The organism is Cecembia lonarensis LW9, from assembly GCF_000298295.1.
GTDB lineage: Bacteria > Bacteroidota > Bacteroidia > Cytophagales > Cyclobacteriaceae > Cecembia > Cecembia lonarensis.
Genome location: NZ_AMGM01000007.1, coordinates 36471 through 51522 on the forward strand (window position 1 = coordinate 36471; position 15052 = coordinate 51522).

The 15052-nt window shown below is 38.9% G+C and carries 13 protein-coding genes and 1 pseudogene; 2 read left to right on the forward strand and 12 right to left on the reverse strand.

Translation table 11 applies throughout. From position 1 onward, the window contains the following. Positions 1 to 39: 39 nt before the first annotated feature. The 5 genes and pseudogenes from yajC to B879_RS03800 all read right to left on the reverse strand — a co-directional run bounded on the left by yajC (position 40) and on the right by B879_RS03800 (position 3645). Positions 40 to 353 (reverse strand): annotated as a pseudogene (yajC, locus tag B879_RS03780) (preprotein translocase subunit YajC). A 2-nt stretch (positions 354 to 355) separates the two neighbouring features. After that, the gene (locus B879_RS03785; RefSeq protein WP_009183815.1) at positions 356 to 892 is read right to left on the reverse strand and encodes a DUF1573 domain-containing protein; all 537 of its coding nucleotides are present in this window, start codon (positions 890 to 892) and stop codon (positions 356 to 358) included. A 12-nt stretch (positions 893 to 904) separates the two neighbouring features. After that, positions 905 to 1207 carry a YtxH domain-containing protein gene (locus B879_RS03790; protein ID WP_009183816.1) on the reverse strand — a complete coding sequence of 101 codons (303 nt, stop codon included), beginning with the start codon at positions 1205 to 1207 and terminating at the stop codon, positions 905 to 907. A gap of 12 nt (positions 1208 to 1219) precedes the next feature. After that, positions 1220 to 2404, reverse strand: coding sequence for a transcription antitermination factor NusB (gene nusB, locus B879_RS03795; RefSeq protein WP_009183817.1), 1185 nt, complete (start codon positions 2402 to 2404; stop codon positions 1220 to 1222). Between the two features lie 140 nt (positions 2405 to 2544). Beyond that, positions 2545 to 3645, reverse strand: coding sequence for a Glu/Leu/Phe/Val family dehydrogenase (locus B879_RS03800; RefSeq protein ID WP_009183818.1), 1101 nt, complete (start codon positions 3643 to 3645; stop codon positions 2545 to 2547). A 147-nt stretch (positions 3646 to 3792) separates the two neighbouring features. On the opposite strand from B879_RS03800, the gene B879_RS03805 reads away from it, so the two are divergent. Next, positions 3793 to 5583, forward strand: a complete 1791-nt coding sequence (locus tag B879_RS03805) for an ABC transporter ATP-binding protein (protein WP_009183819.1) — start codon at positions 3793 to 3795, stop codon at positions 5581 to 5583. Here B879_RS03805 and B879_RS03810 read toward each other — a convergent pair whose 3' ends face one another. Beyond that, positions 5584 to 6246: a hypothetical protein gene (locus B879_RS03810; protein WP_009183820.1), complete on the reverse strand. Its 663-nt coding sequence runs from the start codon at positions 6244 to 6246 to the stop codon at positions 5584 to 5586. A 32-nt stretch (positions 6247 to 6278) separates the two neighbouring features. Between B879_RS03810 and B879_RS03815 the strand changes: the two genes are divergently transcribed. Beyond that, complete coding sequence (locus B879_RS03815) at positions 6279 to 6593, forward strand: hypothetical protein (RefSeq protein ID WP_009183821.1); 315 nt, start codon at positions 6279 to 6281, stop codon at positions 6591 to 6593. Positions 6594 to 6977: 384 nt separating this feature from the next. Here B879_RS03815 and B879_RS03820 read toward each other — a convergent pair whose 3' ends face one another. The 6 genes from B879_RS03820 to B879_RS03845 form a co-directional block, all read right to left on the reverse strand. Continuing rightward, entirely contained in the window at positions 6978 to 7832 is an 855-nt protein-coding gene (locus tag B879_RS03820; RefSeq protein ID WP_157231512.1) for a hypothetical protein, read from the reverse strand. A gap of 132 nt (positions 7833 to 7964) precedes the next feature. After that, complete coding sequence (locus tag B879_RS03825; protein ID WP_009183823.1) at positions 7965 to 8195, reverse strand: hypothetical protein; 231 nt, start codon at positions 8193 to 8195, stop codon at positions 7965 to 7967. 768 nt (positions 8196 to 8963) lie between these two features. Then, entirely contained in the window at positions 8964 to 9344 is a 381-nt protein-coding gene (locus B879_RS03830; protein ID WP_162136885.1) for a hypothetical protein, read from the reverse strand. After that, positions 9304 to 10491 (reverse strand): hypothetical protein, encoded by a 1188-nt coding sequence (locus B879_RS03835; RefSeq protein ID WP_009183825.1) that lies wholly within the window; start codon positions 10489 to 10491, stop codon positions 9304 to 9306. Before B879_RS03835 ends, B879_RS03830 begins: the two co-directional genes overlap by 41 nt. A 752-nt stretch (positions 10492 to 11243) precedes the next feature. Then, positions 11244 to 13127: a molecular chaperone HtpG gene (gene htpG, locus B879_RS03840; protein ID WP_009183827.1), complete on the reverse strand. Its 1884-nt coding sequence runs from the start codon at positions 13125 to 13127 to the stop codon at positions 11244 to 11246. Between the two features lie 375 nt (positions 13128 to 13502). After that, on the reverse strand, positions 13503 to 15032 hold the full coding sequence (locus B879_RS03845) for a M81 family metallopeptidase (RefSeq protein WP_040400208.1): 1530 nt from the start codon (positions 15030 to 15032) through the stop codon (positions 13503 to 13505). Positions 15033 to 15052 lie beyond the last annotated feature (20 nt).

A 15052-nucleotide genomic window follows, 5' to 3' on the forward strand; every position in this document is an offset into this window, starting at 1 on the left:
AAATCGGCAAATCTTTTTTTTAATACTGACAAGGTTTAGTTATTTAGTGCCTGTCGTTTTTTTGGTGTAATCAGCTGAAATAGCCGATTTTTCAACTTTAATTTTGAGACCTTTATCCAAATCCAAAACCAGGGTATCTCCTTCGATGGCATTCACTTTACCGTGAATTCCACCAATGGTTACTACCGTATCCCCTTTCTTGATGGCTTCAAGGAATAATTTGGTTTCTTTTGTTTTTTCTGTTGAGGTCTGATCATGAAGAAATACATGATCAATATGATAGAGCCAAAAAGGAACACTTGTCCCATGATCCCGGCTCCGCCGTCAGCTTGTAATAATATCCAGGTTTGCATAATTATCTTTTAACTGGACCCAGTTGACTGGTGGCCGCTGCTCCTCTTGGTGTTACATTTCCTTTCATTCTCAATCTGGTCACATTAGGGCTGGTATTTGCCTGGATGGTGACCGTTGGTGCCTGAGTTCCAGGTTTTGCAGTAGAGTTGAATACTACCTTAACAAATCCTTCTTCTCCTGGTTTTACGGGAGCTTTGCTCCAATCAGGGCTTGTACAGCCACAAGACGCAGTGATATTGGAAATTACCAATGGCGCTTCCCCTTCATTGGTAAATTTGAAAACGTGTTCGATCACCTTTCCTTCATCTATGGTGCCAAAATCATATTCCATTTCCTGGAAACTGAATTTTCCTTGGGTAGAAGGATCTGCTGAAGTTACAGAGGACACGTTGGAAGGTACGGCTTGTGTAGCTTCCAGTCTGGCTAACTTTTGTTCTAATTCTGCGATTTTGTCAGACTGATCATCTTTCTTAGAATCACAGCTCGCTGCCATCAACACAACGCCTAGTGCCAAGGCTGTTAATCTGAAGTATTTCATGAAATTTAAGGGTTAATTGGCTTCTCTATTTATTTGTTCTATTAATTTATTCACGTCGCTAAGCAGATTTTCTGCTTTGTTTTTGGCATCCGAAATCACGCGATTGCCTTCGGATTTTGCCTCATTATAAGGCATGTTTTTACCTTCTTTCAAATCATTGATCAGCTTTTCCAATTCTTCGCTGTACTTTGACAGTTGATAGGAAAGCTTGTCTCTGGTATTTTTGCCTGTATCTGGGGCAAACAATATGCCAATGGCCGCACCTATACCTGCTCCGGCAATAAATGCAATCCATCCGTTAGTACTCTTGCTCATATCTTTTAATTTTTATTTGTTATCTAGTAAACCTCTTCCACTCTTACGGATTTGTCCATTTTCAGTTAATTCTTTTGAAAGTACATCCAAAAGACCATTGACAAATTGCTTACTTTTCGGAGTAGAATAATTTTTGGAAATGTCAATATACTCATTGATGCTGACCTTTACAGGAATACTCGGGAAATTCTTCATTTCCGTAATTGCCATAGACAGGATTATTTTATCTGTTTGGGCAATTCTTTCGATGTCCCAATTTTGCGTTTTTTTGGCAATTAATTCCCTATTGGCCCCATCATTTTCAACTGTTAAGTTAAATATATTTTGGAAAAATTCCTTGTCCTCTTCCCAATTCAGGGCGATTTCAGGCAATACCTCCCCTTCCGGGTCATAATTGTCTTTGACATTCTTAAGCACTTTTGATGCCAAGCTCCTTACAATGGTTCTGTTTTCTGTCCAATTCAGGTCTTTTTCTGAAAAAAAACTTAAAATGGCCTCTGTTTTGAAAATGACCTTTTTAAGGATCTCATCTGCAATGTCAAAATCCTGCTCAAGGCTCGGCGTATCCAATTTCAAATAGGCCTGATAGCTTTCCAATGGCCTGACATAATCTCTAAACCATTCTTTGATTTCCAGCTCAAGTTCTTCAATATCCGCCATTTGTCGGATACAAGCTGACTTGAACTCTGCAGACTCCCTGATCTTAGCTAGGATTTTATTGTTGGCCAAATTTAATTCCCCAAGACTAAGCGGCGCTTTGTCCTTGGAAAATTTCTTTTTCTTTTCTCCCTCGACAGCCACATGGTCGCTAAAAGCCACCAAAATCTGTATGGCAAGCAGGTATAATTGTGGCAATCGCTCTGCAGAGGCAATCATATTTTTAAGCAAAAAATCAGTATCCTTTTGATTGGCTTTATGGAAGTAATGGATAGCGTTTTTTACTTCTTGGATGATTTTACCATTTTCAACACCTCCTGTAGGAAGTAATTCTGCATTCAGGTTGTTGGAAAAAATTTCAATCGCCTTTGCGGCATCCCTTTTCAATTGGACTTTATCCTGCACTTCCATGCTGTTGAGATCCGGTTGAAAAGCCTCTCTGATCTGATCCTTCGCAAGGTTAAAGTTGGAGGATCTGCACTGCTCATAAGCGTAAAGGTTTTGAAATGCTTTTACCCTTAGAATTCTTCTGTTTAACATACCTGAAATTAAAGAACGTAAATATAAGTGTTTTGGGCTAAGATTGACAGTTTATGGTCATCTTGCCTAGGTTAATGTACAAAAAACCACCTGATTCGGGCTAAAGTTCCCGATCAGGTGGTTTTGAATTTATAAGATGCCTAATAAGACAATTTAACTTTGCCTATGGCCTCTATTCGGGCCCAAGCCATTTCAATAGCTGCCTGTTGTGAAGGGATTTTGTCTTTTTCTGATTTATTTAAGATGGCCAAGCAGGTGTCATAAATTTTTTCTGCATGTCCATAAGCCACTTCTCTTTTGTATCCACCTAGGAACTCGGTATAGACATTAATCAAACCACCGGCATTGATCAAGAAGTCTGGGGCATAAATGATTCCTCTTTCCAGTAGCATTTGGCCATGCTTTTGCTCGTCCAAAAGCTGATTGTTGGCTCCACCGGCAATGATATAGCACTTCAACCGATCAATGGTTTCATCATTGACAGTAGCTCCTAGTGCGCAAGGGGCATAAATGTCCATATCGATGTCATAGATGGCGTTGGGATCCACTACAGTGGCCCCGGTTTCCTGAGATACAGCCTTTAATCTGTCTTCAAAGATATCGGTAATAAATACCTCCGCACCTTCCTGTACCAGATGATTGACCAGGTATTTCCCCACTTGACCAATTCCCTGAACGGCTACTTTCTTTCCGCTTAAGGAGTCAGAACCATATGCTTTTTTTGCAGCAGCTTTCATGCCCAAGTAAGTGCCATATGCGGTTACGGGTGATGGATCTCCACCGCCACCTTTGTATTCTGGTAGGCCAGTCACATGTTTGGTCTCCATGGCGATATATTCCATGTCGCTGGTTTTGGTGTTGACGTCTTCAGCGGTGATGTATCTGCCATTCAAGCTTTCTACAAACCTGCCGAATCTTCTCATGAAGGCTTCACTCTTCAACTTTGGGTCTCCAATGATTACCGCTTTACCTCCTCCCAAGTTCAATCCTGAGATGGCAGCTTTGAAAGTCATTCCCCTGGAAAGTCTCAGGACATCTGTAATGGCTTCGGCCTCTGAGGCGTAGTTCCACATCCGGGTGCCACCTAAAGCAGGGCCTAGAACGGTGTTGTGAATGCCGATGATGGCTTTTAGGCCAGTGGGCTCGTCATAGCAAATCACCAATTGCTCATGACCCAATGAAGTTATCTGTCCGTAAATCGAACCTTCCTTCACTTTTTCCTCAGTATTAATTTCTACCATCTGAACTTGGAATTTTTAAATGTGTTATATTTGGGAATGTTGTTTGTGATGTGTCCCGGAGCAAAATTATATATTTTGTTTGGGCTTTACTACTGCAATTAATAGAGTAATATAAAACAAATCAAGAGATTTAAAAGTTTTTATTTTGTGAAACCGCTTTGGAGGCTTAATAAGTATCTGTATAAATATAAGGGTTACCTCTTGTTGGGAACTTTATTTACTATCATTTCCAATTTTTTTGTAATAATTCCTGCCCAATTGGTGCGGATTGCCATAGATTATGTGGTAGAGGTTTTTTCCTTTTATCAGGTGTTTTCTGAGGGGGAACTGGCGGATTTTGCACGGTCTGCTTTTCTGAAATACATCCTGATTTTTGGTGTGCTGATTTTGGCCATGGCACTGCTCAGGGGTTTTTTCTTATTCCTTATTCGTCAGACGATTATCATCATGTCCAGGCTCATTGAGTATGATATGAAAAATGAAATATTCGCCCATTATCAAAACCTCCCATTGAGTTTCTACAGAAGAAATAGCACAGGGGATTTGATGGCAAGGATAACGGAAGATGTCAGCAGGGTGAGAATGTACTTGGGGCCAGCCATCATGTATGGTTTGAACCTCCTGATTTTATTTCCCATGGTGATCGGGTACATGCTTTCTGTCAATGTGGAATTGACTTTGTACTCCTTATTGCCTTTGCCCATTCTTTCACTGAGCATTTACTTTGTGAATAATATGATCAATGAGCGCTCGGAAAAAATCCAGCGCAGCCTATCGGGATTAAGTACCTTCGTGCAGGAGGCCTTTTCAGGAATAAGGGTATTGAAAGCATTTGTAAGAGAAGATGATTCTGCCAATGATTTTGCCAAGGCCAGTGAGGAATACAAAGAGAAATCCATCAGCCTGACTATTGTGCAGTCCTTGTTTTTTCCCTTGATCATGGCTTTGATTGGAATCAGCACCATTTTGACGGTATATATTGGCGGGATTCAGGTCATGAACGGAACCATTGGTTATGGTGTCATTGCTGAGTTTATTCTTTATGTCAATATGCTTACCTGGCCGGTGACTTCTTTGGGCTGGGTAACCAGCATTGTTCAAAGGGCAGCAGCCTCCCAAGCGAGGATCAATGAATTTTTGGATGAACAAAACGATATTCAAAGTACAGAATCACTCGATATACCCATCCGGGGCGATGTGGCTTTTGAAAACGTGAGTTTTGTCTATCCGGATTCGGGAATACATGCATTAAGGGATGTGAGTTTTAAAATTGACTCCGGCCAATCCCTCGCCATTATTGGAACCACAGGCTCAGGGAAGTCTACGATAGCCAACCTGCTGATGCGTATGTATGATGTCAGTTCCGGACAGATTCAGGTAGATGGAAAAAATGTTGAGGTATATGATATTGCTTCTTTGAGAAAACAAATCGGGTATGTCCCACAGGATGTATTCCTCTTTAGCGATACAATAGGTAGCAACATCGCCTTTGGACTGGACAGCATTCACGAGGGCGTAGTGGAAAAAGCAGCTAAAGATGCTGACGTTTATCATAATATTGTGGATTTTCCTAAAGGCTTTGAAACCCGGCTGGGGGAAAGAGGCATCACCCTTTCCGGAGGTCAAAAGCAACGGGTATCTATAGCGCGGGCCATTGCCAAAGAACCCAGCATATTATTGTTGGATGACTGCTTGTCAGCAGTGGATACCAAGACGGAAAATGCCATCCTCAATGCGCTTAAGGACATCATGGCCAAAAGAACATCCATCATCATTTCACACCGGGTGTCATCGGCCAAGCTGGCAGATAAAATCATCGTGTTGGATGATGGAGAAATCGTCGAACAGGGTACCCATGACACCTTGATGGCCTTAAAGGGCACCTATGCAGAACTCTATGAGAAGCAGACACAGTCTCCCGAAACCATAGAAGAATAGTTATTCCCGGGGCTTGGCAAAAAGATCAAATCCTATTTTTTTGGGATTGCCCATACTTGAGGTATGCTCCAGTTTTTGGTGATAGGTGATCAGCATAAGGTCCTGGAAAGCCGGCGCCAAGAGGTCATTGTCCAATGCAGATTCTATCAGTTTTTCGATGAGGTTACGCATTTTTTCCGGTGTTACCGGATTGTCCTTGAGCTCAGGAAAGGAGTAAACGATTTTGCGGTCCCCTTCAATAAAGAATTTATTTTCTTTATTTAATAAAACCCGGCCTATCAGGTATCCAGGATCTTCCAGTCTACCATAAGTAAGGGTATCACTGATGAAATTGTAAATTAATATCTGTCCGAAGTACCTCAGATTGAGGTCATTCTTCAAGTATTTGGTTTTGCTGAGATATGTATCATCTGAAAGACGGACAATATTGCTCTGCAGGATAAAGATCAGCACATCCCCGCCTATCCGGAAAATAAATTCAAAGTCATTGATGCGTTCTACCTTAAGGGGGACAGGTTTGTCATCTTTGTTGGCCTCAAAAATTTCCTTGGCGATGGTATGGCAGATTTCTTCCATTTGCCTGAAAAGGGCTTCACTCTGTTCAAACAAATTGTATTTGAGTTTGCTGGTAGTTTGGAGCTTATTGAGTATCTTGTTGATCATATTTTGGGTATTTGACTAAAACATTTCACATTATGGCTGCGAAAAAGACCGGATTTGAAGAAGTAGAAGCGATCCTTCAGGACATAGGCACTAAAATAGAAGAATTAATCGAAAAAGGTAAGGAGTCTGGAGGAGAAGCCAAGGAGGATATTGAAAAAAAGATCAAAGACCTCAAGGAAAAGCGGACCACGCTTGAAGCGGAATTCAAAAAAGGGAAGGAGAAGGTTGAAAAACTCTACAATGAGAAAAAGGAAGAAATGGAACCCAATCTTTCTGCTTCTGCCGAACATTTTAAGGAAGGCTTCAAGGAGATACTGGAAGGGGTGAGGAAGTTGTTAGGGAATTAGGGGACAAGCACTTAAATAGGTTTTTAGTCAATTTTAGGAAGATTGTATCTCAGGCCACCAGTTGGTTGTAATTATTTTAGGGGTGGTAATGGCTGGTTCATTTGGGGCTTTGATTTTCTGATTTTCACAAATCTATTCCAAACAGAACAGCTTAGTTTTTAATTATGAACCACAACCTGTCCCGAAAGTCGGGAAAAGATACAAAAGGGAACAAAAGGAGGGGTCTTTTGGGGTCTAAGGGTGAATTTAGGAAGCATTTAGGGATTTAAAGCATTTAGAGATGAAACTTGACCAATGCATAATCAAATTGCCCATCGTTTCTGGTTAGGCCAAAGATAGTATTGTCCTTTAGGACTGTAAATTCAAAAATTCCCGTGTCCAAGATCAATTTTTTTTGTAACTGACCGCTATGATTGAAAATATAAATGGTTTTTGATGGATTTTTGAATGTATCCTCTCTTCCATAGTATGTTTATAAATATATTTTTCTGAGATGAAAACTGATCCATAAAAAACAGTCTTCCCCAGTAAATTTTGAGCGGGTAATTCATCAGGCCCAAAAATAGAAATCCATTCATCAAGGTCTGCATGATATATTTGAATTAAGGGTACATTATAGTGTGACAGCGCAAACAATGAACCTCTGTTAACTAATTTCGCAAATCCAATTTTTTCTCTCAACTCTGATTTTGAAAACTGTGGATATTGTTTTTCAAAGTTTGGAAAAGTTCCAATTCTTTGAGTTCTCATCTCAGACATATCGTAATAAAAAAGCCTGCCATCATCGTTATTGGAATCAAAAAAAAATAGTCTTTCCTTAATTCGGGTTACCCCATTACTGTTTACACCAGCGGGAAGTTTTATTTCTTTAGGATCATTCATTCCCAAAGAAATGGATAGAATATCAGATTCAAGGGTTTTATTTTGCTCAATATCATAAACCCCAACGGTATTACTCTCAGGTTGATATAATTTCCAAGGAACTTGAATTTCTCCTGGACCGAAACCCCTTTCCCCAAAATTCATGATGTAATTATCATTTAATGCGTCATATAAATGAAGTGCCTTTTTTGCAGCAATATCTGAAATAACTAAATATTTATCATCTATTACCAAAATTGTAGATGGCCTGAAAAGTGAATCTGATATGACAGCTATATGTTCAGATTTTAAAATCTCATATTTTTCAAATTCACTATCAGAAAAAAATACAGTAGGTTCTCCTAGTAATATGCTCAAATTTTCATTCTTACAACTGCAAATTAGACTGATAATGATAACAAAAGAAAAAGCCCGCATTTTTTTATTGTTATGTTTTCAAAAAATGGCGACAGACCAATTCTGTCGCCATTATTCTTAAGTGTTTTAATATTATTTCTTTTTCATAAAGTGACATAAAACAGTGATTGGATGTCCATTCGCATCTGTTGCCGCGATAGAACATACCTTAAAATCATCACTTTCGCATGAGTCAGCACAGGTTGAGGTGCCGTCCTCTAACCCCTCATCATTTGCTTGAATCCCGAAATTAATGCCTAATAAAACGATAACTGGAAAAGCTACTGTTTTAAGAATTGAATTTTTTAAGAAAGAGTTTTTCATTTTAGTAAAATTTTAGATTGGAAATTTATTTTTACTTATAAAACTCAGTTATTACCGGTAAGAACTAATTCTTCACTAATCAAAAAAAATAGCTTAGTTGTCAAGTTTTAAACTAAAAAATATTTCCATCCAATTATTAACCTGCTGATTTACAGGGAGAAAAAAATTAAATTAAATAATGATTAAAGCACTGATTACCAATTGTTTACGATTTAGTGATGAAATTTGAAATATAGTAAACGAACAGCATGTTAAAGTAGAAGAAGGATCCTTTTTTGTCAAAAAACAGTTCGATTTTTTTTATGAACCACAAAAGTGACAAAAGGGAACAAAGGAGGGGGCTTTTGGGGTCTAAGGGTAATTCAGGTTACTTTTGTAACTATTGTGTTCTTTTGTGTTTGAAAAAATTGATGGTGTCAGCGATTGGAATAGACAAGGTTTACCGATAATTGGCTTTTTATTTTGAACCACAACAGGGACAATAGGGAACAAAGGGAGATAAGTATTTTAAGGGTTGTTTAAGCACCAAGCATAAACCTGAGGAAGGTATTCTCTTCCATAGCGCTTATTGGATAGAATGGTGAATTCTGAGGATTGTTTTAGCAGATCCACTAGACTTTTATCAGGGTTTTTTGGGTCGGGTTGCGATGCATGGACTTTGATCAAAATGATTTCATTTTGCAGGAGTTAATTATCTGTATTTAAACCTATGACTTCAATAATTTGATGTACCCGTTCTTAAGTTTAAGAGTCTGATTATAAATTTTCCTATTTCAATGATTTAACAGATTTTAATTTTTTGTTCTCCACTTCAAAATATATAGGTGTCTTTTTATTTGCTGAAAACTCAATTAATTCTAAAAACAAGTTTTCATCATAAGTGATTTGCCATGAAATCCAATCTTTGGTTTCATCTACATAACTAAAATCTAACAGTGAAGCCTTTTTAGTATGAGAAAATATAAGGCCATAGTATTCATTTGGGTTTCTATTTCCATAAATAATTTGATCAATGCAATTGTGACAATCAAGATTGGTAGTGAGTATTAGGTTATATGATTGATGATCAATGTCTAATTGTGATGAATACGTTTGAAAATCAGAATGCTTACAGCTTTGAAAGATCATTAAAGCTCCAAGTAAGTACATCAATTGAATATTTTTCACTTTCTTCATTATTTTCCTTGAAATAAAATTTTCCTTCTTGATCAATGAAACTATAATTTTTATAATGCTTTGGCAGTAAAAATTCCTTCCACAATTGACCATCAACATCTTCTTCTAACTCGAAGATTTGTAAAATAAAATCTTGTTTAGGGCCTTTCAAACGAAAAGTGTTTATATCCTTTGAGTCTATGTTGTTAACATTAATAGCCTTTCTAACCGCTCTTACAAAATATTTCTTATCTGATATTTTAAGTATACTTTTTGAAATCAGATTAAAATCATTTTTGATATGAAATACTTCTAAATAATGATTCTCCAAAAATTCGCTCTGATTCATACCAAAATTTACTCCCGTTGTAGATTTATTCAGCTCACCAGTATAATAAATAATATGGTAATCATTAGAATGCTCAGTGAAAACATAAAGATTAGGATCAAGAGGAAATGTTACATAATATTTATTTTCATGATATAGAATATATGCTGATTCGTCTCCCCAAAATAGGTATTTCCGATAAGGAGATTCATTAGGATACTTAAACATTGGTATAAATTCCCCGGTCAATAAGTTAATCTTTGCAGCTAAAAAAGACTCTTCAAAAAACTCTTTTTCTGTAGGGTCTAAATCCCCGTCCATGGCCACTAAAGTAATATATGGTACTTGATCAATATAATCAAAATTCACAATCTGAGGATTTGAGCGTCCCAAGTTTACCTTTGAATCTGTAAGTTTCCTGATATTCCAGGAATTTATAATTTTTAAATTTCCATCTAATAATAAAAGGTTATTATACCCTGACTCTACGATAAATATTGAATCTCTGTTTACTGGATATACATCACGTAAAGTCAAAAGGTCAATCTCATTTTCACCATTTTGAAACCTATTGCTTTCCAAAAGATTTCCCTTTTGGTCGAACTTAAATATTGCCGCTCTGCCTATATCATACCCGTATAATAATGAATCCTCAAATCCCCGAAATTCCATGTTGTGTATGGCATACATTTCGTTTTCAAAGTTAATTGTCTTTTCAAGAAAAAAAGTGAAATTCTCAAAACCTTCATTCCTTCCTGAGCAACTCAAAATGGAAAATAGAAGAACAAGTGAAATAGGTAATAATTCTCTCATTTTTAGAAAATGTATTCAACCATAGAACAAAGGACTTTAAATTAATGGTCCTTTGTTCTAGTAATTTAAACTAATATTTTGTCTACAAACAAATTAAAACCTCACATGACCCATTTGAGGCACAATGAACACACGTCGTTTTGATTACATTGCCTTCACTGTCTTTCTCTTCTGTTTTCATAGCGATCATATAATCAGGGTCATCTCCTGGAAGTGATGCGTCATTCGCTAATAAATGCCCACCGTAAATGGTAAGTGTTAGGAGAAATAAAGAAATTAACAATTTTTTCATCTTTGATTTAATTTAAGTTTTCACATTACTACCTGATTTTCAAGCAGTAGAAAAATTCTTACCGGTAAGAACTAATTCTTCACTAATTAAAAAAAAAAAATAGCTTAGTTGTCAAGTCTTAAACTAAAAAATATTCCCATTCAATTCTTAACCTGCTGATTTACAGCGAGGAAAAAATTAAATTAAATAATGATTAAAGTACTGATTTCCAATTGTTTACGATTTAGTAATGAAATTTGAAATATAGTAAACGAACAGCATGTTAAAGTATGAGAAGGATCCTTTTTTTGTCAAAAAACAGTTCGATTTGTTTTTATGAACCACAAAAGTGACAAAAGGGAACAAAAGAGGGGGCTTTTGGGAGTATAGGATGCTTTTGTGACTAATGTGTCCTTTTGTGTTTAATAAAAAAACCCTCCAAGGGTTTAGAACCCTTGGAGGGTGGTATGGTTGCAGATTTTTAGATCAATTCCACACTTCTCTTCACAAAGGCGGTCAGGTCTTTGCCAGTAAGCATGCCCTGGGCCAATAAGGCCAGGTCAAATGCCTGCTTGGCCAGTTTGGCCTGATCTTCTTCGGCTTCTGCTTTCAAAATCTTGTCAATCAAAGGATGGTTGCCATTGATGGCGACCTTGTAGTTATCAGGCATGGCCCCATAAAAGCCCATACCTCCTCCCATCTGGGCCATTTCCTTCATCCTGCGCATAAACTCCTCCATGGTAACCGTCACCGGCATCTCCTCAGGACTCAATCCTTCCACTTCCACTCTGTAGGCTTGGTTGTTGATGGCTTTTTCGAAGACATCCTTCACCTTTTTCGACTGCTCCTCAGTCAACAGGTTGGCATAAGTGTCCTCTTTTTGGATCAACTTCTCTACCACATCCGCATCCACACGCTTCAATGAAGTTTTCTCTTCCTTCATCTCCAAGTGTTGAATAAAGTGGTTGTCAATAGGAGAATCCATCACCAGCACATCATAGTCTTTTTTATTGGCAGATTGGATAAAGGCATCCTGTTTGGCAATATCCGTAGCATAGAGGTAAACCACCTGCTCATTTTTATCTGTTTGAAGGGCCTTGACTTTATCTTTATATTCTGTGAGTGTGAAAAACTCCCCATTGGTGTTTTTCAACAAGGTGAATTCCTTGCCTTTTTCAGCAAATTTTTCCTCGCTGATCATGCCGTATTTTACAAACAGACCAATGTCATTCCATTTTTCTTCATAGACTTTGCGGTCTTTCTTGAAGAGTTCGGCCAACTTGTCCGCCACCTTTTTGGTGATGTAGTTGTTGATTTTCTTCACATTGGAATCCGACTGTAGGAAACTTCTGGAGACGTTCAAAGGAATATCCGGTGAGTCTATTACCCCATGCAGCAACATCAAAAATTCAGGAACAATGTCCTTCACCTCATCAGTAATAAATACCTGACGGCTGTACAATTTGATTTTGTTTTTTTGGAATTCAAAGTCGTTTTTGACTTTTGGGAAATACAAGACCCCGGTCAAATTGAAAGGGTAATCCACATTGAGGTGAATCCAGAATAGTGGATCTTCGCTCATTGGATAAAGCTCTTTGTAAAAACTCAAATAATCTTCATCCTTCAGGTCGTTGGGAGATTTGGTCCAGATAGGAGAAGTGGTATTGATGATATTGTCCACTTCCACGGATTTCCATTTTTTCTCCCCCTTGTCATCTACACCATCTTCTACGCTCTCTGTCTTGGTGCCAAATTTGATCGGAACAGGCAGGAATTTGGCATATTTATCCAAGATGCCCTGTAATCTCCATTTGTCCAAAAACTCCTCTGAATCTTCATTAATGTGCAAGATGATATCCGTTCCTCTTGTCTTTCTGTCTCCGGCAGAGATTTCAAACTCCGTGCTGCCATCACAGGTCCATCGGGCCGGTTGCGCACCTTCCTGATAGGAGAGGGTGTTGATTTCCACTTGCTTGGCCACCATAAAGGCAGAGTAGAAACCCAGACCAAACTTACCGATGATCTCATTGGCGTCTTTGGCATCTTTGAATTTCTCCACAAACTCCGTAGCTCCGGAGAAAGCAATTTGATTGATGTACTTCTTGATTTCCTCTGCGGTCATGCCCAATCCCTTGTCAGAGATGGTAATAGTCTTTTTGTCTTTGTCAAAAGCCACTTCCACGGAAATGTCGCCCAGCTCCCCATTATACTGCCCTAATTGGGCCAATCTTTTGATCTTTTGGGTAGCATCTACGGCATTGGAGACCAGTTCGCGGAGAAAAATCTCATGGTCTGAATACAAAAACTTCTTGATGATTGGGAAAATGTTCTCGGTATGAATCGAGATGGTACCTTTTTCCTGCATAGCTATATTGATTTTAAGTTACTGATAAACATTTTTGACAATAGAGCCTTATCAAGCCCCGTTCCAAAGGGTGAAAAATGTCATTTTGGCAGAATTTAAAAGATATTCACTTCATGATATTTGACAAAGTCGATATTAGATCCGCCACTGAGGACAAACAATTAGAGGATATTTACTGAGAGATATTATTCGATATTGGGGATATTCAGTAGAAATATGGGAGAAATAATGTTGAAATAGATTGAAATATTTTATGAGGGAATACTAGATTTAAATATCTGTGTGAAATATCCCAATATCCAATATCTCAATATCCATAAGTATCCAATATCTACAAATACCGGTCATAAAAGAACTACACTTATAAAGCGCAAATTACTTCACAGGCACCAGTTTGGGCTGCAAGTCGGGGTCTTCCATGTCCCGGTCAAAGGGAAACATGGGTCGGTTGATGCGCTTAAATTCCATTCTTTCCAAATCTTGGTCCACTCCTCCAGGGGTTAATGCCATGATCCAATCAGCCCGCATGTCATAGAGTTCAGGTACCAAGTAACCTATTTTTACCACCAATATATCCGCCTCTCTTGGGTTCAGTCCCAAATTGGTAAAATCGGATTCTCTGTGATAGGGTTTTCTCCTTTTGGTAACAATTACAGATACACTTCCCACTTTCACCACGACTTCAGTCTGTGCATTGGGGTCCCCGTGTTCAATGGCCATAACCTGACCTTTAAGGAGGATGGGGGGAGAAAACCGGTCATCCACTCTTGCACCTGCATACCCTTCTACCTGTCCTCCCACACCGGCTTGTATGGCTTTTTCTACGAAGTCGGCATCAGGAATGGAGGCATAAATCAGTGATTTGCCATCCGTTTTTTGGAATTCCGGTCTTTTTAATATTTCCCTTAAAGTCCAAGTCACATCCCCTGCTCCTCCGGCGGTAGGATTGTCCCCCATATCACTGATGATAAAAGGCCTGACCTCACTTTTTATGGCTTTATCCAAGCATTCTTCCAGGCTCGCTGTGGGTGCAATGAAATCAAATTCCTTCCTTACCTCCCAAAAACTATTGGCCAAATAGGTAGCTCCTTCTGTCACCTTTTCTTGGTCGTCTCCAGTTACCATGACATAGGCTTGATTCCTTGGTTCATCCGCCCAGGCATAGCCTATCCAGATCCCAGCGTCAACTACCCCTTCCTGATCTGCAATCCGGGCTACTTTATCATATAGACTTTTGGCCGGCTCGACCCTTGTACTCGTCTTTTCCCCTGGTAACAAAATTGGAACGGCCACCCAAGCCTTGTAGGCCGGTTTTCCCAATCCGTGTTCAAGTCTTTCCAGGAGATTATCTACCGTCCTTTTCTTTGACTCCATAGCGTCCTCATGGGGTGCCATTCTGAAGCAGGTAATGAGGTCTGTATTTTCAGCCAAACGCCAGGAAACACTTCCATGTAGGTCCATGGAAGTGGAAATCATCGTTTCGTCACCTATTACTTCTCTTATCCTGACTATCATATCCCCTTCCGGATCATCAAGTCCAATAACACTCATGGCTCCATGAATATCAAAAAACATCCCGTCAAATGGGGCATTTTCGCGGAGCATGTCAAGCATTTCCTCCATCAGGGATTCATATGTTTCCCTGGTAACAGCTCCTCCCGGAATGGCTCTGGCATAAAGTGTGGGGAACCAATCAGCGCGATTTCTATTCGGAGCGTCATCAGCAAGGAAAGGGTAAAGGTTGAATATGTCATTTCCCCTGCTTATCCTAAAAGCGTCCATCTCACTGACGGCAGGGGAGAAGGTACTGGATTCTATGGCGATTCCGGCTATGGCAATTCTTGGAAGGCGTTCACTTTTTTTCTCAGTTTGGTCTTTTGGGCTACAGGCAAGAACAAAAAGCATGAAAACTCCGAACAGACTTA